Source organism: Curtobacterium sp. SGAir0471, from assembly GCF_005490985.1.
Lineage (GTDB): Bacteria > Actinomycetota > Actinomycetes > Actinomycetales > Microbacteriaceae > Curtobacterium.
The window spans coordinates 1,656,064-1,680,998 of sequence record NZ_CP027869.1 but is presented as its reverse complement, the minus strand read 5'-3'; the positions used below and the strand labels follow the sequence as shown (position 1 = coordinate 1,680,998).

The following is a 24,935-nucleotide window of genomic DNA, read 5'->3' as shown; positions in this document are numbered from 1 at the left end:
GCCGACCTGACCTGGGATTACGCTCTTTCATCACAGCTGATGAGGCGTTCGCGCATAGACGGTTGGTCACCCACTCTGGGAGATAACGGGCTCGCCGAGCCCGTTACGTCCAGCACTGAAAGCGAACCCATGCCCACCTCCTTGAACCGCCTGACCGCGGAAGCGGAGACTACCGAGCTGACCCCTAGGTATGCAGCTCTCCTCAAGCCGGCTGAAGCCGCATCGTTCCTCCTCACGTCCGTCGGGACGCTCGCCCAGTGGCGCTACCTCCGCCGCGGTCCCGCGTACATCAAGGTCGGCCGCTCCGTGGCCTATCGCCTCAGTGACCTGCTCGACTACGTCGAGCACACGCGCGTCTCGCACAACGGAGTGGCTGCCTGATGGCCACGATCCGAGAGTACGAGACGGCAAAGGGCAAGCGGTTCGAGGTCGGGTACACGAAGCCGGACGGCGGAACGACACGAAAGCGTGGGTTCCGGACCAAGCGCGACGCGAACGCCTGGTCCGCGGCGAACGTCGTCGCGATGAGTAAGCCGACCTATCGGACCCAGTCCGACCTGTCGCAGAAGCTCGGCCCGTTCATCGACGAGTTCCTCGCGCGGCGCGCGACGCTCGCCGCGACCACGGTCGCTAACCGCGCGGCCGTTGCGAGCAAGTGGATCACGCCGTACTGGAGCGAGACATCCCTCGAGACACTCACGAAGAAGTCGGTGCGGGCCTGGGTGGAGTCCATCCACGCCGCCGGCGCCGGAGCGCAGACCATCCAGAAGGCGCACCAGATCCTCGGGGGCGTCCTCGAGGAGTGTGTCGAGCAGGGCCTGCTGACGGGGAACCCGGCGCGAGGAGTCAAGCTGCCCACGGTGGTGACGCGCGAGCACGGCTACCTCAGCGCCCCGCAGGTCGCGCACCTCCTCGACGAAGCGCAGGAGCGCGACCGGATGCTCATCGCCTTCCTGGCGTTCTCTGGGCTCCGCTTCGGCGAGGCCGCTGCGCTCACGTTCGCCGACCTCGACTTCGCGAACAACGTCGTGCACGTCCGGAGGTCGGCGACCGAGGTCAGGGGCGAGCTCGTGCTCGGTCCGCCGAAGAACGGTAAGGCGCGACAGGTTCCGGGAGTGCCGCAGGTCATGGAGCCGCTCCGACGACGCTCGGCAGGGCGTGAGGCGCACGACCTCGTCTTCACCGCGCCGGAGGGCGGCATGCTCAGGCTCTCGACCTGGCGGCGTCGAGTATTCGCCCCGGCCGTTCGGCGTGCGATCGCGAGCTGGCCGGCGAGCGACTTCGCGCGGGGAACCGTCCTGCAGCACTTCCCGAAGCTCACCCCGCACGACCTGCGGCACACCGCCGCGAGCCTCGGGGTTTCGGCGGGCGCCACCGTGCCCCTCGTGCAGGGCATGCTCGGTCACGCAAAACCGAGCATCACGCTCGATGTCTACACCGGCCTCTTCCCGGCCGACTTCGACCCGCTGGTCGCCAAGCTCGGCGACCTCGCCTCTGGAGCGGGCATCGCGGACCGGCTCTGACCACCCTCTCCCCCTTCATCCTTCGCGCCGAGTGCCGGCCTGTTCGATTCGTCGACAGGCCGGCATTCGGCTTTCGTGCGTGCTTCCAGTAACTGACAGCACGGCTGCGCACCGCCCGCGGAACATCGGTACTGAGCGACGCGCGCGCGGGAAGGACTCATGCGTCGGGTTCAACTTCCCGGATCATCCCGACTGAAAGGAGACGTCGCGAGCACTCCCCGAAGGGCCCGCGCACCAAGTCGGGGACGCCTTGTGCTGCCGCACCGGACCGGTGCCCGACGTCGTCCCTTGCGTCGAGCCAGGCAGTACCCGCCGTGCGTCGGCTGGGCGCACCAGAACCTGGTCCGACCGGGCGCTCTGCGACGTCGCCCGCACCACGGCCACGCGCATGCTGTCGCTCATCGATCACATGGTGCGATGAGAACGCATAGATCGAGCCGATCTCCTGAAGCGTCGCCTACTCGGCATCGGGCGAGACGAAGGGCGGTGGAAGCTTCCGCGGATCGTGCCAGAACCGTGCCACGGCACCTGATTCGAGCCTCGGGCAACGCCTGGAAAACACGAAAACCCCCGGATTCCCGGGGGTTTTCGCCTTGTGGGCGATACTGGGATCGAACCAGTGACCTCTTCCGTGTCAGGGAAGCGCGCTACCGCTGCGCCAATCGCCCAGAGATCTGCTGACCAGGGTCGTGCAGGATCTTGGAGGGTGTTGCTGGAGGTGGGGACGGGATTCGAACCCGCGTGGACGGCTTTGCAGGCCGCTGCCTAGCCTCTCGGCCACCCCACCATCGAGGTTCACGTCTCCGTGAGTACCCGAACGGTGGGATACCCTCTGGTGAGTCGTGGTCGTCCGGGGACTCCCACACTCGAGCGGATGACGAGATTCGAACTCGCGACCCTCACCTTGGCAAGGTGATGCGCTACCGCTGCGCCACATCCGCATTTCGGCGACCCGAGGGCCGCTTCTGTCTCTCCGCTGTCGCGGCGACGAGAAGAACTCTATACGAACCGGGCGACATCCGCCAAAATCCTCCTCGTTCACCGGGCGTGTCCCCCGCGTTCATGCGGATCGAGGTGCTCCGAGGGTGCCCGTTCCTTCCCATGACAGGCGCGATGCCTGACTCTTCCGGGCGTACCTGGTCGATCAGGAGCACCAGGTGTGCCCGGTTCCACCAGGGACGCTCGCTTCGACCAGGTCCGAGGCCCACCAGAACGCTCCGCCACACCCGGGTGTCGCGCCGTGTTCGGTGCGAGCCCGAACGTCCGCTACTATCGACTGGCACGCAAGTGCAGGGGGCGATTGGCGCAGTTGGTAGCGCGCTTCGTTCACACCGAAGAGGTCATCAGTTCGAGTCTGGTATCGCCCACAACCCACAAGAGCCCGGCGCAACAGCGTCGGGCTCTTGTCGTTCCCGACAGAGGACCCGCAGAGGTCACAGAGCAAGGACCCAGAGCAAGGACCCATGACCGACGTCGACCTCGAGTTCTCCCGCGTGCGCGCGGTGCTCGACCGCCCGACCCTCCGGCTGATGTCCCGCCCGACGAGCGCCGCCGTCATCGCGGTGTTCCGCACGGTGTTCGACCGGGACGTGCAGTACGTCCCGGCCGACCGCATGCACCTGCAGGTCGAGGAGCACGTCGCACGTCTGCAGTCCACCGGCGCCCGCGTCCCCGCGAGCGAGCACGCCGAGAGCGAGTCCGACGCCCGACCGAACGGCCGCGCCCTCTGCCGCGACTGGGTGGCGGCGCAGTGGCTGGTCCGCTCGAACTCCCCCGACGGCGACGAGCAGTACTCCCTGACGAGCCACGCCCTCGAGGCCCTCAACCTCGTCGACGCCCTGAGCGCCGACCGCGCGCTCATCAGCGAGAGCCGCCTGGCGATGATCGTCGACGCCGTGCACCGCTGGGCGGCCAGCGCCGAGCCGGACCCGGACGTGCAGGTCCGCCGCATCGACGCCCAGATCGCGGAGCTGCAGGCAGAACGCGAGCGCGTCGCCCGCGGCGAGGTCACCGAGGTCGACGACGCCCGCATGCACGACGGCTACACGAACGTCGCCGACCTGATCCGGCAGCTCCCCAGCGACTTCAAGCGCGTCGAGGAGGCGGTCGCCACGATGCACCGCTCGATCGTCGAGGACTTCCGGCAGGAGGTCCGCCCGATCGGCGAGATCCTCGACGACTACCTGGCCCGGACGGACGACCTCATGCAGGCGACGCCGGAAGGCCGTGCCTTCGAGGGCGCCTTCGAGCTGCTGCGCGACGACGCCCTGCTGCTCCGGCTCCGCGACGACATCGCCACGATCCTCGCGCACCCGTTCGCCCAGTCCCTCGGGGCGGGCGAGCGCCGGGCCTTCCGCAACACCGTGAGCATCCTGCGCCAGGGCATCGAGGACGTGCTGGCCCAGCGACGCCAGCTCACCGCGACCCTGCGCGACCAGATCGTCGCGCACGACGTCGTCCGCGACCGTGAGCTCGACGCCGTGCTCCGCTCGGTCAACCGCGGGCTCGCCGCCTGGATCGACGAGGGGACCGCCCGCGACCGCGTCCCGCTCGGGCTGCTCCCCGCGACCGCCGAGGTCGGCACCCTGCGCGAGCGCTTCTACGACCCCGACAACGAGGCCGTGCCGCCGCCCATCGAGGAACCCGACGACGACGTCTTCGAGGAGCTCGACGTCGCGTCGCTCCGGCGCCACGGCGGCCCGCTGCTCGCCGAGCTCCGCGCCGTGCTCCGCAGCGCTCCGGACAGCGTCTCGGCCTTCCACGCCCTGCCACCGGAGCAGCGCCGCCCGGTCGAGCTCTTCGGCCTCGCGCACCTGCTCACCGGCAACGACGACTTCGAGACCGCCACGCACGTGGTCCCGCACCGCACGGTGCGGCCCGACGGCGAGACGGTCACCTTCCACATGCCCGTGGCGTCCCTGACCGGCACGCGGGCGGACGACCAGCACGACGACGACAACGGCCTGGAGGCACGGTGAGCGACACCACGACGGCTCCCGTCGACGAGACGGACCCCGAGGGCACCGACCCGTTCGAGCAGGACCGGCTCGACGACCGCGACGACTCGAGCTTCGCCCTCTTCGAGGGCGACGAGGGCCGCCTCGACGAGCCGCAGCGCCGTGCCCTGGTCGCGCTGCTCCGCCACACCTACGTGAGCGCGCGGACGCACGCGGACGAGTGGCGCGCGATCACCGACGGCGAGCACCAGCTCCGGTCCCGGTTGAACGACCTGTTCCTCGAACTGCACGTCGACCGCGACCGCGAGGTCGCCTGGAAGCGCCAGGCCCGCTCGGAGAGCCAGCGCCGGACCTTCCCGACGCTGCTCCGCGACGTGCCGTACACGCGCGAGGAGACGATCGTCCTCGTCTACCTGCGCATGCGCCTGCGGGCGGACACCCGACCGGGCCTCGACCAGGTCGTGGTGGACCGGTCCGAGATCCTCGGGCACGTGTCCGGGTTCCTCCCGGCGACGACAGACCGCACCCGCGACGAGTCCCGCGTCGCGAAGGCCGTCGAGCGACTCGTGACCGCGCGCATCCTCATCCGCACGACCGACCCGGACCGCTTCCGCGTCGCGAGCGTCGTCGAGGTCCTGCTCCCCCTCGAGCAGCTCCGCGAGCTCGACCGCTGGCTGCGCTCTGCCGCCGGTGGCTCGACCGGTGACGACGACGCGGCCGGCGTGACCGGCGGGCCGGACGCGGCCGACGCCATGACGGCGACCACCTTGGACGGCGCGGTGCTCGCCGGGGCCGCACCGGGCCTCCCGGCCGAGCCCACCGACACCGACGACGAAGGCGAGGCGGACGCATGACCGACACCATGATCGACGCCGGCGGGATGCCGGCGCTCTTCGACACCGTCGCGCAGTGGCGGGCGGAGTCGATGCAGGTCGTGAACTGGGGCGGCTTCCACGGGCACCGCCAGGTCGAGCTGTCCGGCACCGCGACGCTGATCTCCGGAGCGTCCGGCACCGGCAAGTCCACCCTGATGGACGCGTACCTCGCGGTCATGATGCCGTCCGACGTGCCGTTCAACGGCGCCTCGAACGACGCGACCACCGGCCGTGCGCGAAGCGCCGACCAGCGGAACCTGCTCACGTACCTGCGCGGCAAGGTGGACACGCGCCGCGACCCGGAGACGGGCGCGCTCCGCGACGTCAACCTGCGCGGCGACGACCAGACCACGTGGGGCGCGGTCGCGGTGACCTTCCGGAACGACGACGAGCGGCGCTTCACGGTGCTGCGCGCGTACCTCGTGCCGAAGCGCGCGCGGGGCGTCGGTGACATCCAGATGACCATGGCGACGGTCGACGACACGTTCGACCTGCGCCGGCTCGAGGAGTTCGTCCCGTCGCGCTTCCACCACCTCGAGCTGACCGGCCGGGTGCCGGGGCTCGTCGTGCGCGACACCTACCAGGAGCTCGCCTACACGCTGCAGACCCGACTCGGGATCGGCGACTCCGGCGGCGGGAACCGGGCGATGCGCCTGCTCGCGCGGATCCAGGCCGGGCAGCACCTGCCGACGGTCGACGCGCTGTACAAGTCGCTCGTGCTCGAGACCCCGGGGACGTACGAGGCCGCAGACCGCGCCCTCGCGCACTTCTCCGCGCTCGACGAGGCCTACGAGGCGATGGACACCGAGGAGCGCAAGGTCCGCATCCTCTCCCCCATCGTCGAGTTGCACGACGAGATCGCCCGGGCGAAGGCCGCGGCCGACGCGCTCGACGGGATCGCCATCGGCGCCGAGGTCTCCCCGTTCGCGCACTGGACGGCATCGCGGAAGCGCGCGCTGCTCGACGCCGAGGTCGAACGGAACGGACGCGAGCGCACTGCGGCCCGCGCCGACGTCGCCGCGACCGAGGCCCGGCACGCCGCCGTCGAGATCGAGCTCCGCGAGGCCGAGGGACGCCTCCGCGACCAGGGCGGGAACGCCCTCGCCCAGCTCGAGGACCGGATCGACCGGCGGACCCGTGAGCGCGACGCGGTCGCCCGGGCCCGTGCGACGTTCGACGAGCGCACGACCGCGCTCGGGCTGACACTGTCGTCGGAGCGCGCGTTCACCGAGGCGCAGGCCGCGTCGCACGGGTTCCTCGGCTCGTACGCCGCAGCCCGCGAGGAACTCGACGACCGGCGCGACGCCCTGACCCGCGAGGAGTACCCGCTCCTCGACCGCGAGCGGACCCTGCGCCAGGAGCGTCGGTCGCTCGAGCACCGGCAGGGCGCGATGCCGCTGCCGATGCACGAGGCACGACTCGCGATGGCCCGCGCTGCCGGCATCTCCCCCGACGCGCTGCCGTTCGTCGCCGAGCTGCTCGACGTGCTCCCGGCCGAGGAGCACTGGCGCACGGCGATCGAGTCCGTGCTGGCGCCCGTCGCCCGCACGCTGCTCGTCGACGAGGACCAGCTGTCGGCGTTCAGCGAGGCGATCGACTCGCTGCAGCTGCCGGTCCGCGTGCAGTTCGAGGGCGTCCCGACGGGCCCGCACCTCGACCTCGACGGCGACCCGGCGATGGTCTCCGGCAAGCTCGCGATCAAGGACTCCCCGTTCAGCACGTGGGTGCGGGAGCGCATCGAGTCCGACCGGATCGACGCGCGGTGCGTGGACTCGGCCGCGGAGCTCGGTGGCGGTGGACGTCGTGTGACCCCGTCCGGGCAGCTCCGCGACGGCCGGCGTGGGGCCCACGGCGACCGTCGGCAGTCGAACGTCATCGGCTTCACGAACGAAGCGCGCATGGCGTCGGTCGAGCAGGAGCTCGCCGCGATCGCCCAGGACCTCGCGACCCTCGAGGCCCGACGCACCGACGTCGCGCAGGACCTCGCGACGCTCGACGCCCTGCGCGCAGCGCACCAGCACGTCGTCGACACGACCTGGGACGGCATCGACGTCGCCGGGCTCGACGAGTCCCTGGCCCGCCTCGACGCCGAGCGCCAGGCGCTGCTCGCCGCAGACGACGGCTTGCGCACCCTGCGCGAGTCGGTCGCACGGCTCCGACGGTCCCTGGACGAGGCCGCCGACCGCCGGGCCGCTGCACGGCTGTCCGTCACCCGGCTCGAGGAGCGCCACGCGGTGCTCGTCGACGGCCAGGACGCCGCGGCCGTGATCCTCGCACGGTTCGAGGACACCCCGGAGTCGCTGCCGGACGACGAGCAGTCCCGACTGCTCGCCGAGACGTTCGAGGAGGTCGGCGCCCCGGACGGCATCGACGGCTTCGACGACGCCGCACGGCGGCTGCGACGCCGACTCGAGGAGCGACTCGCCCAGGCGCTCGACGGCGCCGCCGCCGCCTCGACCGCGCTCACGCTGACGTTCCAGCGGTACCAGGACGCGTGGCCCGACCCGAACCTCGGCACCGGGGTCGCGTCGTACCCCGACTACCACGCGATCCTCGACCAGATCCTGGCGACGGGGCTGCACGCCCGCCGCAGCGAGTGGCGGCGTCGCCTGTCGCAGTGGAGCGGCGAGGACCTCGTCCCGCTCGCCGGTGCGTTCGACCGCGCTGTCGTGGAGATCGAGGAGCGGCTGGAGCCCGTGAACGAGATCCTCCGCGAGCTGCCCTTCGGCGCGAACCGGGACCGCCTGAAGATCCAGATCCGCCGGGTCACCCGCGAGGACGTCACCGCCTTCCGCCGCGAGCTCCGCGCGCTGTCCGCATCGGTGGACACCGAGCTCACCGACGACGTGCTCGAGACCCGCTTCCGGCGGCTCCGTCGGTTCATGGCGGTCATCCGTCCCGACCCCGCCGCACCGCGGGGCCGGACGACGCAGCGCGACGCCGTGCTCGACGTCCGGCGGCACATGGAGATCACGGCCGTGCGGTACGACACCGAGGGCAACGACCTCGGCGTGTACTCGTCGCTCGGGGACAAGTCCGGCGGTGAGACGCAGGAGCTCGTGGCGTTCATCGTCGGGGCGGCGCTGCGCTACCAGCTCGGTGACGAGACCCGGCCGCGGCCCCGGTTCGCGCCGGTGTTCCTCGACGAGGCGTTCATCAAGGCGGACTCGGAGTTCGCGGGACGTGCCGTGACGGCGTGGCTCCGGCTCGGGTTCCAGCTCGTGGTGAGTGCGCCGCTCGACAAGGTCACCGCGCTCGAGCCGTCGATGGAGCGCCTGCTGTCCATGCGGAAGCACCCGGAGACGGGCCACTCGTCCATCACGGAGATCGCGCGCGCCTGACGCCGGCGGGGCCCCGGGCCGAGGCCGGGCGGCCGAGCGCGGGCGGCTCTGGTTGCACGACTTGCCGCTCGACTTCCCGCGCGGCGGCACGTCCTGCGACGAGAGCGAGTACGCACGGCACGTCGTGCGACGAGGGCGGCCGCGACGGGCGGCGACCGGCCGGGCCGGGGCCGCGTGGGAGGGCGCGGTACGGTGGGCTCGTGTTCGGACGACGTGCTCGCAGCCCCCGCAACGACGACCGCGACCGCCCCGGGGAGGCCGGCGCGCTCGGGCTCGGGATCGGTGCGCTCGTGCAGGTGGTCGACACGGACCGCGGCGGCGAGCAGTGGGCCGACGAGCCGATCGGCGTGATCGTCGCTCCCGGAGGCGTGCAGCTCGGCGGGACCCAGCGCACGTGGACAGTGGCGTTCGACGAGCCCGCCTACACGAAGGACGGCCGCGGCCCCTTCGAGCGCGCGACCGTCCTGGGTCGTCAGTTGGTGCCGGTCGGACCGGCAGCCGCGGACGAGGTCTAGTACTCCTCGTTGCCGCTCTTGAGCATGGCGGCGACGGCCATGCACAGCCCCACGCCACCGAGCACGCCGATGCCGATGATGACGCCTGCGATGAGTTCGAGCATTGGTGACTCCTTGGGTTGCGGGGCCGGTGTGGCGGTGGCCGTCGTGGCCGCGTCCAGGCTACCGGATGTGCCTCGGGCCTAGCGGATGCCGCGCATGAGCCGCAGCACCGGCTTCGCGCAGAGGAGCAGCACGACACCGACCGCGACGGCAACCAGGCCGAGGACGGTGAAGTACGGGACCTCGTTCGTCGGCGAGTAGTACTGCGAGAGCACGCCCGTCGCGGCGGTGCCGAGCGACACCGAGAGGAAGAAGAGCGCGACCATCTGCGTCTGGAACCTCGCCGGCGCGAGCTTGGTCGCGACCGACTGTCCGACCGGCGAGAGCAGGAGCTCGGCGATGGTGAAGACGAGCAGGATGCCGACGAGCGCGATCAGCGGCGTGCCGTTCTCCCCCGTACCCGAGAACGGCAGGAAGAGCAGGAACGCGATGCCCATGATGCCGGTGCCGAGCGCGAACTTCGTCGGCGTCGAGGGCTGGCGGTCGCCGAGCTTCGTCCAGATCGCGGCCGCGACGCCGGACAGCACGATGATGAAGACCGGGTTGATGGACTGCACCCACGACACCGGCATCTCCCAGTCGCCGAGCGACCGGTCGAGGCGCTGGTCCGAGTACTGGGTCACGACGGTGAACTGCTGCTGGTACAGCGACCAGAAGACCGCGCTCGCGATGAAGAGCGGGATGAAGGCGAACACGCGGGACCGTTCCTCGGCCGTGATGCCGCTGGTCAGGATCACCACGAAGTAGGCGATGGTGGCGACGATGACGATCGCGACGACGACCGTCGGCAGGTTCGACACCGTGAGCAGTCCGGTGAGGACCGAACCCACGACGACGGCCAGCGCGACGACGACGAGCACCGCGACGAGCGGCAGTCGGCGCCGGTCGACCGGGTTGGTGACGTGGCGGACGGCATCCGGGAGCTTCCGTCGGCGGATGCCGTACTGCACGAGGCCCGCGGCCATGCCGACCGCGGCGAGCCCGAAGCCGTAGTGGAAGCCGAGCGAGGACTGCAGCAGACCGGTCAGCAGCGGCCCGAAGAACGCGCCGAGGTTCACCCCGAGGTAGTACAGCGAGAACCCGGCGTCACGACGCGGGTCGTCACGGCTGTAGAGACCGCCGACGATCGTCGTGGCGGTCGCCTTGAGCCCACCGGAGCCGAGTGCGATGAGCACGAGGCCGACCCCGACGCCGGCGACGCCGGGGATCAGGGCGAGCCCGATGTGACCGAGCATGACGACGACCGCACTGGCGAACAGGGTCCGGTCGGCGCCGATCAGCCGGTCCGCGACCCACGCGCCGATGATCGTGAAGAGGTACACGGCACCGCCGTACGCGCCCATGATCCCGTTGGCGATGCCCTCGTCGATGCCGAGGCCACCGCGCGTGACGGTGTAGTACATGTAGATCAGGACGATGCCCTGCATGCCGTAGAACGAGAACCGCTCCCAGAGCTCCACCGCGAAGGGCGTCGACAGCTCGAAGGGCTGCCCGAAGAACGTGCGTTGCTGCGCCGGAGCGCTGGGTGGGGTGGTGCGAGACATCCGTCCACTGTGCCCCGGCGCACCCTGCCCGTCCGAATCGAAGCGGGGCGCGTACAAAGTTCTCGGGGGCGGTCTTGGAGGATTCCCACCACCGCGCTCCCGGTCCGTCGGCGCCGGTTGTGCGCCCGCACGGCGTTCGCGCAACACTCGGGCGAGGTGCCTAGCGTGTGGAGTGCAACACGGACAGAGCAGTTCAGGAAGGCTCCCCCATGGTCGACACCGCACCCGCACGCCCCACCTCGACGACCGAGGCCCCGAACGCCGACGCCACGGGCGACCCGGCAGCGGGCACCCCGACGGGCGGCACGGCCACCGACGTCCGGATCGACACGACGCTGCTCGGCGAGCTCCTGCTCGGACGCTGGGCCGAGGACCGCCGGATCTCGCGCCGTCTGTCGCTCGACCCCGGCCTGCACAAGATCGAGGGCCAGCCGATCGCGGAGCACCGTGCGCGTGTCCTCGAGCAGCTGCGGGTGCTCGTGGACGCCGGTGCGATCCAGCGGCCGTACCCGACCGAGTTCGGCGGTCAGGAGAACCACGGCGGCAACCTCGCAGCGTTCGAGGAGCTGACGACCGCGGACCCGTCGCTGCAGATCAAGGCGGGCGTGCAGTGGGGGCTCTTCGGCTCCGCCGTGCACCACCTCGGTACCGAGCGCAACCACCGCGAGTTCCTGCCGGGCATCATCCGCTTCGACGTCCCCGGCTGCTTCGCGATGACCGAGACGGGACACGGCTCCGACGTGCAGAGCATCGCGACGTCGGCGACGTACGACCCGGACACGCAGGAGTTCGTCGTCCACACGCCGTTCCGCGGCGCCTGGAAGGACTACATCGGCAACGCGGCACTGCACGGCCGCGCGGCGGTGGTGTTCGCGAAGCTCGTGACGCGGGGGGTCGACCACGGCGTGCACGCGTTCTACGTGCCGCTCCGCGACGAGGACGGCGCGTTCCTGCCGGGCGTCGGCGGCGAGGACGACGGCGTCAAGGGCGGCCTGAACGGGATCGACAACGGTCGCCTCTGGTTCGACCACGTCCGGGTGCCGCGCACGAACCTGCTGAACCGGTACGGCGACGTGGCCGAGGACGGCACCTACACGTCCCCGATCGCCTCGCCCGGTCGCCGGTTCTTCACCATGCTCGGCACCCTCGTGCAGGGCCGAGTGTCGCTCGACGGCGCCGCGGTGGTCGCACAGAAGGTCGGACTGCAGATCGCGCTCACCTACGCGGCGGAGCGTCGGCAGTTCCCGACGGGTGGCGGCGACGAGGGTGTGCTGCTCGACTACGGCCGCCACCAGCGCCGCCTGATCCCCCGGCTCGCGACCGTCTTCGCGCAGTCCTTCGCGCACGAGAAGCTCCTGCAGACCTTCGACGACGTGTTCAGCGGGCGCGAGGACACCCCGCAGCGTCGCGAGGACCTGGAGACTCAGGCCGCCGCGTTCAAGGCGATGTCCACCTGGTCGGCACTCGACACGCTCCAGGAGTGCCGCGAGGCCTGCGGTGGCGCCGGGTTCCTCGCCGAGAACCGGCTCACGAGCCTCCGCGCCGACCTCGACGTCTACGTCACGTTCGAGGGCGACAACACGATCCTGCTGCAGCTCGTCGGCAAGCGCCTGCTCACCGACTTCCGGGCGAAGGCACCGCGGGACGCGGCCTCGACCGCCCGGTTCGTCGCCGCCCAGGCAGCCACGAAGCTCGCCGACGCGTCCGGCATCCGGCGCCTCGGGCAGACCGTCTCCGACCGCGGATCCCTGGCGGCGAGCGTCACCGACCTGCAGGACCCGCGCACGCAGCGCGCACTGCTGGCCGGCCGGGTCGACACGATGGTCTCCGAGATCGGGGTGCGCCTCGCCTCGGCCGGCAAGGACCGTGCCCGGGCCGCGAAGCTGCTCAACCGCTCCCAGCACGAGCTCATCGAGGCGGCGAAGGCCCACGCCGAGCTCATGCAGTGGGACGCCTTCACGGACGCCATCGAGGCCGTCGCCCCCGGTGACACCCGGCGGGTGCTCGTCTGGCTGCGCGACCTCTTCGCGCTCGGGCTCCTCGAGCAGCACCTCGACTGGCACCTGCTGCACGGCCGACTGTCGACGCAGCGTGCCCGCGCGGTGTCGGCGTACGTCGACCGACTGGTCGCCCGGCTCCGCCCGGTGGTGCCGCAGCTCATCGAGTCGTTCGGCTACGCTCCCGAGCACGTCCGCGCGCCGATCGCCCTCGGCGAGGAGCGGGCGCGGCAGGAGGAGGCGGCGGCGTGGTTCGCCGCCGAGGCTGCTGCGAGCCGTCTGCCGGAGCAGGAGAAGAGGCCCCGCCCGTGATCAACCTCAGAGGGTTGATATCGCCAGAATCAACCTTGTAGGGTTGATCGCGGAGGTGCGATGTTCGCAGTGACCGTGGACCAGGTGGGCAGCCGTTCGGACGACGACCGGGTCGAGCAGGCCATCGACGTCGTCCGGACCACGGCCGACGGGCGCCTGGTGCTGGCGCCGGAGCGGACCGCCGGCGACGAGTTCCAGTTCCTGCTCGACGATGCGGGCGCCCTGCTCGACGTCGTGTTCGCCCTCGCGCGCTCGGACGGGTGGAGCATCGGCATCGGCATCGGAGACGTTGAGGAACCGGTCCCGTCCTCGACGCGGGCTGCTCGGGGTGACGCCTTCGTCACCGCCCGTGCAGCCGTCGACCGGGCGAAGGACGTCCCCGAGCACCTGGCACTCGAGGTGGCTCCGGGGCGTCGACTCGGCACCGCCGACGTCGAACCCCTCGTGACGCAGACCGTCCGCGCCCGACAGCGGCGCTCCCGGGAGGGCTGGGAGCTCGCCGACCTGCTGCGCGCCGGGCACTCCCGGACCGAGGCCGCCGAACTGCTCGGGGTCACCCCGCAGGCGGTCGCCAAGCGCTGGTCGGCCGCGGACCTGCGCTCCGACGACGCCGTGCACGCGGCACTCGCACGGCTCCTGACCGAAGCAGACACCCCGGCCGGGACGGACACCCTGACCGAGGCGGACACCCAGGCCGGAACGGACACGCCCGCATGACGCTCTGGCTGGTCGGAGCGCTCGTGCTGCTCGCCGTCGCAGTGCTCAGCGCCGTGCACCGGGTGCCGCCCCTCGCCCGTGCCGTCCCGGCGGTCGTCGTGGTCGCCGTCGTGCTGGCTGCCGAACTCCTCGGCCTCGTGCCGGCCGCCCCGTCGACTCCCCTCCGCGTGCTCGGGACGACCGCGGTGGTCGCGATCGGCGTGCTCGCCGGCAGTGCCGTCACGGGTGCGGTGCTCGGCGTCGCGATGCGCGAGGGCGTCGAACGAGGGCAGCACGGCGGGATCCTCGTGACTCGGGCGGACGAACCCGTCGTCGAGCGGCGCCGTCCCGAGGTGCTCCGGGGCGGAGCGGCGATCGGCTTCCTCGAGCGCTTCGCGGTGATCGGCGCGGTGCTGGTGGGGCGGCTCGAGATCGTCGCGGCGGTCGTCGCGGTGAAGGGTCTCGGCCGCTTCTCGGAGCTCGGCTCCGCCGAGGCGCGCGAACGGTTCATCGTCGGGACGCTCACGAGCACCTGCTGGGCGGGACTCGCCGCGTGGACCGCGATCGGCCTGCCCCACTGACCCGGTGCACGCGCGCGGGCAACTGGACGAAGACGCAACGCGACGCAGCGCAACGCGACGCAGCGCAACGCGACGCGACGCAGCGAGACGCGACGCCCCTCGTGCTCAGCCCTGGTCCGCGGCCCGGCCCAGGTCACCGAGCGCCGCACGGAGGCGCGCCTCGGCGTCGTCGCTGCCCTCCGTCGCGGGAGCCGCGGCCGCAGCAGCAGCCTCGGCGTTCGCCTCGATCACGGCGCGCACGACCTCCTCGCGCTGGATCTTGACCCCGCGCGGTGCGTCGATGCCGATCCGCACGCCGTCGCCGCGGCTGTCGAGGACCGTGATGACGACGTCGTCACCGATGAGGATCCGCTCCCCGACCTTCCGCGTGAGTACCAGCACCCCGTCAGCCTAGCGACACCACCGGCAGGCCCAGCTGGTGCACGGACTCCGGCGTGGCGGTCTCCCGCGCGCCGATCGCGACCACACCCGCGACGGACACCCGACCGGCGACCGCGAGCACCACGGCCCGCGAGTCCTCGGTCTTCCGGCCGACGTCCACCACGACCCACACCTGGTCGGCGGCGAGCCCCTCGATCGTCGCCGCGTCGTCCCACGCGGACACCCCGAGCAGCGCGTGCCCGTTCCGGACGCCCTCGGCGCGCGCGAGGATCCCGGCCCGACGGTCGGCGGCGTCGGTCGGCCGCAGCCCGTACCGTCCGGCGAACACGCCGGCTGCCGCGTCGACGTCGCCGGGCCGCCCGACGAGCAGCACGAGGTCCCCGTCGGCCGACCGCACGGCCGGCACGGGCAGCGCCGGCGCGACCGCGTGCACCGGCGCGACCAGCAGGTCGACGGCACGCGGTCCCGCGACGGGGTGCGTGCCTCCGGTCCGGTCCGTGTCGTCCGCCGCTGCCGTCGCGACCGGGGCGGACACGTCCTGGAGGCGCGCCCCGGCCCCGTCGACGCGACCCGGGTCGGTCCCGTGGCGGCTCGGGCGCGGGGCGCTCACCGTGGTCCCGCCCGCCGTGGTGACGCCCGCTCCGATCCCGTCCGCCGCGAAGCCGTCGAGCACGGACGCGAACGCGTCCGCCCGCGTCGAGGCGGTCCCGTCACCGGCGGCGATGCGGGCCTCGGCCGCCTCGGCGTCGGCGAGGAGCGCGGCGATGCCGATCCGGGTGACCGGGCCGTCGGCGATCGCGACCCGCGCGGTCGGCGGGTCGAGCGGGTCGGGCACCTCGACGACGGCCTCGACGTGGGTGCGGCGGAAGAGCCCGCCGATCCCCGGGGTGGACACCCGCTCCGCCGAGACGATCCGGGCGCCCGCGCCGAACTCGGCGCGCAGGGCGTCGCGGACCGCCTCGAGCGTGGGGCCGCTACGCAGCGATCGGGTCGGCGGCACGGACCACTCCCACGGTCTCGATGGTGGAGCCCGCGGCGGTGGCCTCCTGGTAGGAGAGCACGGGCAGGCCGTTCGCCTGGGCCGACACCATGCGGTGCACGGCCGGCCGGAGCTGCGGCGCACAGACGAGCACGGCGGACAGCCCCTGTTCCTCGACGCTGCGCACGGCGTCGCGCAGGGAGCCGAGGACCTGCTCGATGCGGTGGGCGTCGAGCACGATCTGGGTGCCCTGCTCGGACGGCCGCAGCCCCTCGAGCATCGACTGCTCGAGCAGCGGATCGATCATGATCACCCGGAGCGTGCCGGCCTCGGCGTGCCGCGCGGGCAGCGCCGGACCGAGGGCGGCGCGGGCGGCCTCGACGAGCCCCTCGGGGTCGGTCGACACCTTCGCACGGAGGGTCAGCGCCTCGCAGATCCGCCCGAGGTCGTTGATCGGGACCCGCTCGGCGAGCAGGCCCTGGAGCACCCGTTGGACCTCGGCGAGGGAGAGCATGCCGGGGACGAGCTCCTCGACCGCGGCGGGGTTGACCTGCTTGACGCCGTCGGTGAGCACCTTGACGTCCTCGCGGGTGAGCAGGCGTGCCGCGTTGTCGCCGATCACGGCCTGCAGGTGTGTGACGAGCACGGAGACGCGGTCGATGACGGTCGCGCCGGTCATCTCGGCGGCGTGCCGGAGCTCGGCGGGGACCCACTTGCCGGCGAGTCCGAACACCGGCTCGACGGTCGCGGTGCCCGGCAGCCCGTCGAGCTGGTCGCCGAGCGCGAGCACGCTGCGGGACGGTGCGGTTCCCCGCCCGGCCTCGACGCCGGCGATGCGGATCGCGTAGGTCGACGGCGGCAGTTCGATGCTGTCGCGGGTCCGGACGGGCGGCACGACGATGCCCATGTCGACGGCGATCTTGCGCCGGAGGGCGCGCACCCGGCCGAGCAGGTCGTCGGAGGAGCCGGACACCATGTCGACCAGGTCCGGGGCGAGCAGGATCTCGAGTGCGTGGACGCGCATCTGCTCGAGCAGGTCCTCGGGGCTGTCCGCGGACGGCGCTGCGGCCTCGAGCGCCTGCTGCTGCTCGGCAGCGGCCGCCTGCTGCGCCGCCTGCCGCGAGAGCCGCCAGCCGGCGAAGAGCAGTCCGGCGCCGATGAGCAGGAACGGGACGATCGGCATGCCGGGGATGAAGCCCATCGCGATCGCGGCGACCCCGGCGATCATCAGGGCGTTCCGGGACTGCGTCAGCTGTGCCGTCGCCGAGGCGCCGATCTCGGTCTCCGCGCCGGACCGGGTGACGATCATGCCCGTGGACACCGCCATGAGCAGCGCGGGGATCTGCGTGACGAGCCCGTCGCCGATCGTCAGGATGCCGTACTTCGACAGCGCGTCGGTGACCGAGAGCCCGTTCTGGAGCATGCCGATCGCGATGCCACCGACGAGGTTGATCACGATGATGAGGATGCCCGCGATGGCGTCGCCCTTGACGAACTTCGACGCGCCGTCCATCGCGCCGTAGAAGTCGGCCTCGGCGGAGACGGCCGCGCGACGCTCCTTCGCCTCGGCGTCGGTGATGAGCCCGGCGTTGAGGTCCGCGTCGATCGCCATCTGCTTGCCGGGCATCGCGTCGAGGGTGAACCGCGCCCCGACCTCGGCGACGCGCTCGGCACCCTTCGTCACGACGACGAACTGGATGACGACCAGGATGAGGAAGACGACGGCGCCGATGATGATCGAGCCGGACACCGCGACGTGGCCGAACGCCTGGATGACGTCACCCGCGAACCCTTCGCCGAGCACCAAGCGCGTCGACGCCACGTTGAGCCCGAGCCGGAAGAGCGTCGCGACGAGGAGCAGCGACGGGAACACCGAGAAGTCGAGCGGCTTCTTCACGAAGAGCGTCGTGAGCAGGATCACCAGCGCCAGCAGGATGTTCAGGATGATGAGCACGTCGAGCAGGAACGACGGCACGGGCAGGATCAGCAGCAGGACGATGCCGACGATGAAGACCGGGACGGCGAGCTTGGGCAGGTCCTTGCGGTTCATGCGGGTGCCCCTTCGGTGGTGGACGGACGGGTGCGGAGGCGCCGTGGTCGGGCGTCGCCGGTGAGCGTGGTGGGGTCGAGGACGGTCGCGACCTCGTCGGCGGTGGTCGGTGTCGGCGCGGCGTGCGTGCCGGCGGCCGCACCGCGGGCCTTGAGGGCCATGACGAACGAGAGCACCCGGGCGACCGGCGTGTAGAGGTCGACCGGGACCTCCTGCCCGAGCTCGCAGGCCGCGTGCAGCGCCCGGGTCAGGGGGACGTCGCGGACGATCGGCACGCGGGACGTCTCGGCGGTGGACCGGATGACGTCGGCGACGGGCCCGGCGCCCTTCGCGACCACCCGTGGCGCGGACTTCCCGGGCTCGTAGCGGAGCGCGACCGCGTAGTGCGTGGGGTTGGTCATGACGACGTCGGCGTCCCCGACCGCGGCGATCATCCGGTTGCGGCTCATCGCCAGCTGGCGGGAGCGACGCTGCCCCTTCACGAGCGGGTCGCCGTCGGTGCGCTTCGACTCGTCCTTGACCTCCTGCTTGGTCATCATCGTGCGCTTCCGGTTGCGGCGGACGACCACGAGGACGTCGACCGCGGCGAGCAGGAGCCCGGCGGCGACCGCGGCGCGGAGCAGGGTGCCGGTGCCGTCCCGCGCCGCGTCGAGCACGGACGACAGCGGCAGCGAGCCGCTCGTCATCAGGACGGGCACGAGCGACTGCACGGCGAACCAGAGGACGAGTCCGACGACGGCGGTCTTGAGCAGCGCCTTCACGCCGTTCCAGAGCGCCTGCACCCCGAAGACCCGCTTGAACCCGGCGACCGGGTCGAAGTGGTCGGGCTGCGGGGTCATCCGTCGGAAGTGCACGCCGCCCTGCGCGACCGACACCGCGGCGACGGCGACCGCGACGACCGCGAGCATCGGGCCGACGGTCGCGGCGACGGACCCGAGCGCGTCGGACAGGGCCTGCCGGACCGCGGGGATCGTCGGGTCGGCGACGACGTGCTGCACGGCGCGGAGCTGCTGCTCCCCCGCACCGGCGGCGTTGCCGATCGCCGCGGGCATGACCAGCGCCGCCGTCGCGATGCCCACCCAGGCGCCGAGGTCCTGCGACCGGCCGAGCTGCCCCTTGCGGTGCACCTCCTGCATCCGCTTCTGGGTGGCCTTCTCGGAGCGTTCCCCGCTCCCTCCGTCGGACACGTCGCCTCACCCCCGCCCGGTGATCGCGGCGACCGCGTCGCCGGTCAGGGACGACACGACGGCCGGCAGGGCCATGAAGAGCGCGCCGGCGAAGACGACGGTGAGCCCGATCTTGATCGGGAAGCCCAGCTGGAAGGCGTTGAGCGCAGGGGCGACGCGGGTGAGGAGCCCGAGGCCGACGTCGGCGAGGAAGAGCACGACGACGAGCGGCCCGGCGATCTGCAGCGCCGCGAGGAACATCTGCGACGCGGCGTGCACCAGGACCGACGCGAAGCCGCCCATCGCGAGGGTCCCGGGTGACCCGTCCGCGGCGACGAGCGGCACCGCGTCGAAGGACCGGACGAGCCCGGCGACGATGAGCTGGTACCCGCCGCTGGCGAAGAGCAGCGCGAGGGACGCCATCTGGAACAGCCGGGTGAACTGCGCGCCGTTCACCTGGGACTGCGGGTCGTACGCCTGCGCCAGGGTGAAGCCGCCGAACAGGTCGATCAGCCCACCGGCCGACTGCACGGCGGCGAACACCAGGTACACGAGGAACCCGAGCCCGAGGCCGACGAGCAGCTGGGTGAGCAGGGCGAGCAGGAACCCGCCGGTGTCGAGCGCGGTGTACCCGAGCCCGACGCGCGGTGCGACACCGATCGCCAGCCCGAGCCCGAGGATCACCTTCACCGTGCCGGGGAACGCCCTGTACGCGAACGGCGGCGCGATGACGAAGAAGGCGACGAGTCGGACCCCGGCGAGCACGGTGGCTTCGAGCTGGTCGGCGTCGATGGCGAGGTCCACGGCTACGTCCCGAGGAGCTTCGGGATCATGTCGAACGCGGCGTGGGTGAACGCGATCATCTCGGCGATCATCCAGTTGCCGCAGACGACCAGTGCGATCGCCACGGCGACGGCCTTCGGCACGAACGAGAGCGTCACCTCCTGGATCTGCGTCACGGACTGGAACAGCGAGATCGCGAAGCCGACGACGAGGGACGTCACGAGCACCGGTGCCGCGAGCTTGCCCGCCACCACGAGCGCCTGGAGGGTCAGGTCGACGACCGCCTGCTGGTTCATCAGTGCACCACCTGGTAGCTCTCGATGAGGGACGTGATGATGAGCCCCCACCCGTCGACGAGGACGAACAGCAGGATCTTGAACGGCAGCGAGATCATCACCGGCGGCAGCATCATCATGCCCATCGACATGAGCGCGGCGGAGACGACGAGGTCGATGACGAGGAACGGGATGAAGATGACGAACCCGATGATGAAGGCGCTCCGGAGCTCGGAGATCACGAACGCCGGGATGACGGTCGTCATGGGCACCGCGTCGAGGTCCTTCGGGTTCGCCTGGCCGGCGGCGCGCGTGATGAGCGCGACGTCCTCCTCGCGGGTCTGGTGCAGCATGAACGTCCGCAGCGGTTTCGTGCCGACCTCGACCGCCTTCGCGAAGTCGATGTGCCCGGCCAGGTAGGGCTGCAGCGCGTCGTCGTTGATGTGCCCGAGCACCGGCGCCATCACGAAGAGCGACAGGAACAGTGCGAGCCCGGCGATCACCTGGTTCGGCGGGATGCCCTGGAGCCCGAGGGCGTTCCGGGTCATCGCGAGCACCACGAAGATCTTCGTGAACGACGTCATCATGAGCAGCAGCGCCGGTGCGACGCTGAGCAGGGTGATGCCGAGGAGCGTGACGATGGCCGAGGACGGCGTGCCGTCGGGTCCGTTCACGCTGACGCTGAAGTCGCCGCTGGCGGGTGCGGTCGGGGTCGCCGGGGCGGTCGGCTCCGTCACGCCGACGGCGTGCGCGCCGGTGGCGGTGAGGATGACGAGGCCGGCGACCGTCGCGAGCCCGAGGACGACGAGGGTGGCGGTGCGGCCGGTCCGGACGGCGGCCGTCACCCGGCCCGCCGGCCCCGGAGCGCGGCCGCGGCCTGCCGCCACGTGTCGGCGGAGAGCACGGAGCCCTGCAGCTGCTGCGCGGTCGGCACGACGGTGCGTGCGGGCCGTCGGTCGCTGCCACGGGGCCGCATCGGGAGCGGCGTCGCGGCAGTGCCCGTCTCGGCAGTGTCCGCCGCGGTGCCGGTCGCGCGCTCGGTGCGCGTGTCGGCCGGGAGGCCCGTGGTCGCGTGCGCCTGACGCTCCAGCTCCGCGCGGAACCGGTCGGCGGTCGTGGCCGGCGCCGGCGTGCGCGGCTCGGTCGGCAGGACCACCGGGCCGGTCACGATGGTCAGCTCGGGCGCTGGCGTCGGGCCGCTCCGGAGCAGCGAGACGCTCTGCTCGGACACACCGAGCACGAGTCGCTCGCCCTCGACGTCCACGACGACGACGCTTGCCTTGCCGCCGATCCCCTGCCGACCGACGACCTCGACCGCGGCGGAGCGGCGTCCGCGGGCCTTCGCGGATCCGAGCCCGCCCTTCGTCGCACGGCGGTGCAGCACCCACATCAGGGCGAGCACGACGCCGAGCGAGACGGCGACCCGGAGGGTGATCCAGAGGGTGTCCACGGGTCAGACCGCCTCGGCGACGTCGAGGATCCTCGTGATGCGGACCGCGTAGTCCTGGTCGACGACGACCACCTCGCCGTGGGCGATGAGCCGGCCGTTGAGCAGCACGTCGGCGGGGGCGCCGGCACTGCGGTCGAGCTCGACCACCGCACCGGGCTCCATGCCGAGCACGTCGCGCACCGACATCCGGGTGCGGCCGATCTCGACGGTCAGGGTCATCTCGACGTTGTTGATGCGGCCGAGGTTGCCGGCGGGGACCGCGCCGGCGGCGAGCGGTGCCGAGACCGTGCCGTTCTCGCGGACGCGCAGGCCGAACCAGCCGCCGGGGACCCCGCCCGCGGTGAGCTCGAACACGACCGTCTCCGGGTCGGCGAACAGGGACGCGGCGGACTCGCGGCGGGCGTCGCCCAGCACGCCGACGCCCAGAACGGTGGCCGCGGCCTCGAGCGACGGACGGAGCACGTCGGTGACGTCGACCAGGCCGGCGTCGGCGCCGCCCGCGGCGACGACGGCGCCGAGGTCGGTCAGGACCAGCGCGAGGTCCGCGGAGAGGCCGCCGACGAAGGACGCGACCACGCCGTCGACCGCGGCCTCGAGGACGACCGAGGTCGCGCCTCCCGGCAGGGGCACGGCGGTGAGGGGCGCCGCCGTCGGGAGCTGCGCGGCGAGCTGGTCGGCCGCGGTGGCGTGGAGGGTGGTGGTGGCGCTCATGCGTGCTGCTCCGGATCGGTGGTGGTGACGACGATGCCGGCTAGGCGCGAGCCGTTCGCGCCGACGGCCGCGGTGCCGACGGGTTCGCCGTCGACCGCGATGGTGAGGGGCCGGTGCTGCGGGTGCGGCAGCGGCAGGACGTCACCGACGGCCAGCCGGAGCACCTGCGTGGGCAGCACGGCGGCGGGGGCGAAGTGCAGGCTGACGCCGACCGGGACGTTCGCGAGCTGGGCGTCGAGCAGGGCCCGGGCGTCGGCGGCGGAGACGCTCGTCGCGTCCTCGCCGAGCTGGGGCAACACGGCCTCGGCCGGCAGCGCGAGCGTGCCGGGGGCGACCCGGTCGCCGACCCGGATCGAGAACGCGGCGACGATCATCAGGTCGCCCTTCTGCGCGGCCTGGGCGAACTGGCTGTTGAACTGGAATCCGCCGGTGGTGACCTCGTGCGCCAGGAGTCCACCGAACGAGTAACGGAGGTCGTCGAGGGCGTCCTCGACGATCTTCCGCACGAGCGCCTGCTCGATGGGCGTGAAGGTGCGCTCCGGGGTCGGCAGCGGCTTCGAGGCGCCGAGGGCGTGCGACACCCACGTCAGCGCGGCGTCGAGCGGGACCTGGAGCACGCCCTTCGGTGCGGTGTCGGCGATCGGCAGCAGGACCATGCCGGTCAGGGCGGGCAGCGACGCGGCGTACTCGTCGTACGTCGTCATCGAGACCTGCTCGCAGGTGACCTGGCTGACGGCGCGCACCTTCGCGGTGAGCTGCGTGCCCCACTGCCGCGCGAACGTCTCGAAGGCGAGCTCGAGCACCCGTGCGTGCTCGCGGGCGAGCGTCGACGGGCGCGCGAAGTCGTACACCTCGGGCGCGGGCAGGGTCTCGGTCACGGCTGCGTCTGTCGGACGCCGGCGGGCAGGCGTCAGCGCTGTGCCCCGTTCTGGGGCGGTCCTGTCGTCAGCCCTGGCGTGCTCCGTCCTGCGCGGTCGCGAGGGCCGGCATCAGCTCGCTGACGTCCTGGTCCTGGTTCGACAGCACCACGATGTCGACCCGGCGGTTCAGGGTGTTGTCCGCGTCGCTGGCGCCCTTCGCGAGCGGGCGGCTCGATCCGAACCCGACGCTCTGCACGTGGTCGGCCGGCATCCCGCCGCGCTCGACCAGGTCACGCAGCACGCCGGTCGCGCGGGCGGCGCTGAGCTCCCAGTTTGTCGCGTACGGCGCGGTGGAGTTCCGCTGGTCGGCGTGGCCCTCGACGCTGACGTCGTGCCCGCTGGTCTTCAGGACCGGGGCGATCGCGTCCATGATCCGGCGGGCCTGGTCGGACAGGTCCGCGCTGTTCGTCGCGAAGTACGTCTCGCTGCCGACGAGCCGGACCGTCAGACCGCGGTCGTCGACGGCGAACTGCACCTTCGACGACTCCCCCGCCTGGTCGAGGTTCCCCTGGATCGCCGCCTCGATCGCCTTGAGGTCGTCGAGCTCCCGCTGCGCCGCGGCCAGGTCGGCCTTCGACGCCACCGGCGGCACGGCGGTCGACGCCGGGTCGACGTTCGTGTCGTCGGCGCCGGACGCAGCGGTCGAGTGGTCGGCGTCCGACTTGTCCGTCGCGTACCCCTTGCCGTCCTTCGTCACCTGCGACTTCGACACGATCGTGCCCGAGGCGGTGTCGACCTTCTCGGACTTGACCTCGCCGAAGCCCGTCGCGAGCGAGTTCTTCAGCGCGATGTACTTCTCCTGGTCGACCGACGACATCGCGAAGAGCACGAGGAACATGCACATGAGCACCGTGATCATGTCCATGTAGGACGCCATCCAGCGCTCGTCCGGGTGCTCGGCCTCGTCGTGGCCGCCCTTCTTCCGGCCGCGACCACGTCCGCGGGGGTTCGCGCTCACGGTCAGGCCGCCAGCTGCTGGTCGTCGGCGGAGGCCTTCACGGCCTTCCCGTCCTTGCCACCGGCACCGCGGGCGGCGGGGGGGACCATCGCGGTGAGCCGCTCGCCGAGCAGTCGGGGCTGACTGCCGGCCTGCACCGCGAGCAGGCCCTCCATGAGCAGGGTCTGCCGGTCGGCCTCGAGCTGCGCGAGCTTCCGGAGCTTGCCGCCGAACGGCAGCCAGAGGAAGTTCGCGGTGAGCAGGCCCCAGAGCGTCGCGACGAACGCGCTCGCGATGAGCGGGCCGAGCTCGTCGGGCTTCCCGAGGTTCGCCAGCACGTGGGTGAGCGAGACGACGGTGCCGATGATGCCGACCGTCGGGGCGAAGCCGCCCAGGCCCATGAAGAACGCGCTGGCGCTCCGCATCGGTGCCGCGTTCGACTCGATCTCGTCCTCGAGCAGGATCCGGAGCTCGTCACCGTCGGTGCCGTCCGCGATGTTCTGCAGGGCCTTCTTCATGAACGGGTCGTCGTGCTTGTCGGCTTCCTGCTCGAGCGCGAGCAGGCCGTTCGCCCGGGCGGTCTCGGCGAGCCCGACGACGTCGTCGATGACGGTCTGCGGCGGGGTCACCTTGCCGGTGAACGCCTTCGGCACCGTCTTGAAGGCTGCGAGGGCGTCCTTCATGGTCGTGCTCGCGACCCCGCAGCCGATGGTCGCGACGAAGACGAGGAGCATCGGAGCCGGCAGGAACAGGCCCGCCATCTCGACGTGCTCCATCTGTGCCATGCCGAACAGGGCCCCGAAGGCGAGGAGGATCCCGACGATCGTTGCGATGTCCACG

Annotated in this window: 22 protein-coding genes and 4 tRNA genes; 10 read left to right on the top strand and 16 right to left on the bottom strand. The window is 72.0% G+C overall.

Features of this window, described 5'->3' with window-relative positions; all coding sequences use genetic code 11:
- The first annotated feature begins 129 nt into the window (after nucleotides 1-129).
- Together C1N91_RS07770 and C1N91_RS07765 are read left to right on the top strand one after the other, a co-directional pair.
- Complete coding sequence (locus C1N91_RS07770; protein WP_217496469.1) at nucleotides 130-381, top strand: helix-turn-helix domain-containing protein; 252 nt, start codon at nucleotides 130-132, stop codon at nucleotides 379-381.
- Entirely contained in the window at nucleotides 381-1,523 is a 1,143-nt protein-coding gene (locus C1N91_RS07765) for a site-specific integrase (protein ID WP_137767271.1), read from the top strand. Before C1N91_RS07770 ends, C1N91_RS07765 begins: the two co-directional genes overlap by 1 nt.
- 596 nt (nucleotides 1,524-2,119) lie before the next feature.
- Here C1N91_RS07765 and C1N91_RS07760 read toward each other — a convergent pair.
- The 3 genes from C1N91_RS07760 to C1N91_RS07750 form a co-directional block, all read right to left on the bottom strand.
- Nucleotides 2,120-2,191 (bottom strand) — tRNA-Val (locus C1N91_RS07760).
- 45 nt (nucleotides 2,192-2,236) lie between these two features.
- A tRNA-Cys gene (locus C1N91_RS07755) sits at nucleotides 2,237-2,310 on the bottom strand.
- Nucleotides 2,311-2,392: 82 nt separating this feature from the next.
- Nucleotides 2,393-2,464, bottom strand: a tRNA-Gly gene (locus C1N91_RS07750).
- 353 nt (nucleotides 2,465-2,817) lie between these two features.
- On the opposite strand from C1N91_RS07750, the gene C1N91_RS07745 reads away from it, so the two are divergent.
- The 5 genes from C1N91_RS07745 to C1N91_RS07725 all read left to right on the top strand — a co-directional run bounded on the left by C1N91_RS07745 (nucleotide 2,818) and on the right by C1N91_RS07725 (nucleotide 9,211).
- Nucleotides 2,818-2,890, top strand: a tRNA-Val gene (locus C1N91_RS07745).
- Between the two features lie 96 nt (nucleotides 2,891-2,986).
- Nucleotides 2,987-4,501: a DUF3375 family protein gene (locus C1N91_RS07740; protein WP_137767270.1), complete on the top strand. Its 1,515-nt coding sequence runs from the start codon at nucleotides 2,987-2,989 to the stop codon at nucleotides 4,499-4,501.
- Nucleotides 4,498-5,334: a DUF4194 domain-containing protein gene (locus C1N91_RS07735; RefSeq protein ID WP_137767269.1), complete on the top strand. Its 837-nt coding sequence runs from the start codon at nucleotides 4,498-4,500 to the stop codon at nucleotides 5,332-5,334. Before C1N91_RS07740 ends, C1N91_RS07735 begins: the two co-directional genes overlap by 4 nt.
- Nucleotides 5,331-8,696: an ATP-binding protein gene (locus tag C1N91_RS07730; protein ID WP_137767268.1), complete on the top strand. Its 3,366-nt coding sequence runs from the start codon at nucleotides 5,331-5,333 to the stop codon at nucleotides 8,694-8,696. Before C1N91_RS07735 ends, C1N91_RS07730 begins: the two co-directional genes overlap by 4 nt.
- A gap of 200 nt (nucleotides 8,697-8,896) precedes the next feature.
- Nucleotides 8,897-9,211: a hypothetical protein gene (locus C1N91_RS07725; RefSeq protein ID WP_137767267.1), complete on the top strand. Its 315-nt coding sequence runs from the start codon at nucleotides 8,897-8,899 to the stop codon at nucleotides 9,209-9,211.
- 182 nt (nucleotides 9,212-9,393) lie between these two features.
- Here the strand turns inward: C1N91_RS07725 and C1N91_RS07720 are convergent, their stop codons facing one another.
- A complete protein-coding gene (locus C1N91_RS07720; RefSeq protein ID WP_137767266.1) occupies nucleotides 9,394-10,857 on the bottom strand; it encodes a peptide MFS transporter in 1,464 nt (487 codons plus the stop codon).
- A 209-nt stretch (nucleotides 10,858-11,066) separates the two neighbouring features.
- On the opposite strand from C1N91_RS07720, the gene C1N91_RS07715 reads away from it, so the two are divergent.
- The 3 genes from C1N91_RS07715 to C1N91_RS07705 are packed head-to-tail and all read left to right on the top strand — an operon-like array spanning nucleotide 11,067 to nucleotide 14,443.
- Nucleotides 11,067-13,166, top strand: coding sequence for an acyl-CoA dehydrogenase family protein (locus tag C1N91_RS07715; protein WP_137767265.1), 2,100 nt, complete (start codon nucleotides 11,067-11,069; stop codon nucleotides 13,164-13,166).
- Between the two features lie 60 nt (nucleotides 13,167-13,226).
- Entirely contained in the window at nucleotides 13,227-13,883 is a 657-nt protein-coding gene (locus tag C1N91_RS07710; protein WP_137767264.1) for a DNA-binding protein, read from the top strand.
- Entirely contained in the window at nucleotides 13,880-14,443 is a 564-nt protein-coding gene (locus tag C1N91_RS07705; protein WP_137767263.1) for a hypothetical protein, read from the top strand. Before C1N91_RS07710 ends, C1N91_RS07705 begins: the two co-directional genes overlap by 4 nt.
- A 105-nt stretch (nucleotides 14,444-14,548) precedes the next feature.
- On the opposite strand, the gene csrA is transcribed toward C1N91_RS07705, so the two are convergent.
- From csrA to C1N91_RS07645, 12 genes are all read right to left on the bottom strand, one after another.
- Nucleotides 14,549-14,824, bottom strand: coding sequence for a carbon storage regulator CsrA (gene csrA / locus C1N91_RS07700; protein ID WP_137767262.1), 276 nt, complete (start codon nucleotides 14,822-14,824; stop codon nucleotides 14,549-14,551).
- Nucleotides 14,825-14,828: 4 nt separating this feature from the next.
- Entirely contained in the window at nucleotides 14,829-15,824 is a 996-nt protein-coding gene (locus tag C1N91_RS07695) for a hypothetical protein (protein ID WP_137767261.1), read from the bottom strand.
- Entirely contained in the window at nucleotides 15,799-17,853 is a 2,055-nt protein-coding gene (locus C1N91_RS07690; RefSeq protein WP_137767260.1) for a flagellar biosynthesis protein FlhA, read from the bottom strand. Before C1N91_RS07690 ends, C1N91_RS07695 begins: the two co-directional genes overlap by 26 nt.
- A complete protein-coding gene (locus tag C1N91_RS07685; protein ID WP_137767259.1) occupies nucleotides 17,850-19,040 on the bottom strand; it encodes an EscU/YscU/HrcU family type III secretion system export apparatus switch protein in 1,191 nt (396 codons plus the stop codon). The genes C1N91_RS07690 and C1N91_RS07685 overlap by 4 nt, the downstream gene beginning before the upstream one ends.
- 6 nt (nucleotides 19,041-19,046) lie before the next feature.
- Nucleotides 19,047-19,823 carry a flagellar biosynthetic protein FliR gene (locus tag C1N91_RS07680; RefSeq protein WP_137767258.1) on the bottom strand — a complete coding sequence of 259 codons (777 nt, stop codon included), beginning with the start codon at nucleotides 19,821-19,823 and terminating at the stop codon, nucleotides 19,047-19,049.
- Between the two features lie 2 nt (nucleotides 19,824-19,825).
- Nucleotides 19,826-20,098 (bottom strand): flagellar biosynthesis protein FliQ, encoded by a 273-nt coding sequence (gene fliQ, locus C1N91_RS07675; protein WP_137767257.1) that lies wholly within the window; start codon nucleotides 20,096-20,098, stop codon nucleotides 19,826-19,828.
- On the bottom strand, nucleotides 20,098-20,922 hold the full coding sequence (gene fliP / locus C1N91_RS07670; RefSeq protein WP_137767256.1) for a flagellar type III secretion system pore protein FliP: 825 nt from the start codon (nucleotides 20,920-20,922) through the stop codon (nucleotides 20,098-20,100). Before fliP ends, fliQ begins: the two co-directional genes overlap by 1 nt.
- Complete coding sequence (locus C1N91_RS07665; RefSeq protein ID WP_137767255.1) at nucleotides 20,919-21,527, bottom strand: FliO/MopB family protein; 609 nt, start codon at nucleotides 21,525-21,527, stop codon at nucleotides 20,919-20,921. Before C1N91_RS07665 ends, fliP begins: the two co-directional genes overlap by 4 nt.
- Before the next feature lie 3 nt (nucleotides 21,528-21,530).
- Nucleotides 21,531-22,238 (bottom strand): flagellar motor switch protein FliN, encoded by a 708-nt coding sequence (fliN, locus tag C1N91_RS07660; RefSeq protein WP_137767254.1) that lies wholly within the window; start codon nucleotides 22,236-22,238, stop codon nucleotides 21,531-21,533.
- On the bottom strand, nucleotides 22,235-23,116 hold the full coding sequence (locus tag C1N91_RS07655) for a flagellar motor switch protein FliM (RefSeq protein ID WP_137767253.1): 882 nt from the start codon (nucleotides 23,114-23,116) through the stop codon (nucleotides 22,235-22,237). Before C1N91_RS07655 ends, fliN begins: the two co-directional genes overlap by 4 nt.
- A gap of 67 nt (nucleotides 23,117-23,183) precedes the next feature.
- The gene (locus tag C1N91_RS07650; protein ID WP_058750167.1) at nucleotides 23,184-24,116 is read right to left on the bottom strand and encodes an OmpA/MotB family protein; all 933 of its coding nucleotides are present in this window, start codon (nucleotides 24,114-24,116) and stop codon (nucleotides 23,184-23,186) included.
- Nucleotides 24,117-24,118: 2 nt separating this feature from the next.
- Nucleotides 24,119-24,934, bottom strand: a complete 816-nt coding sequence (locus C1N91_RS07645) for a motility protein A (RefSeq protein ID WP_137767252.1) — start codon at nucleotides 24,932-24,934, stop codon at nucleotides 24,119-24,121.
- Nucleotide 24,935 lies beyond the last annotated feature (1 nt).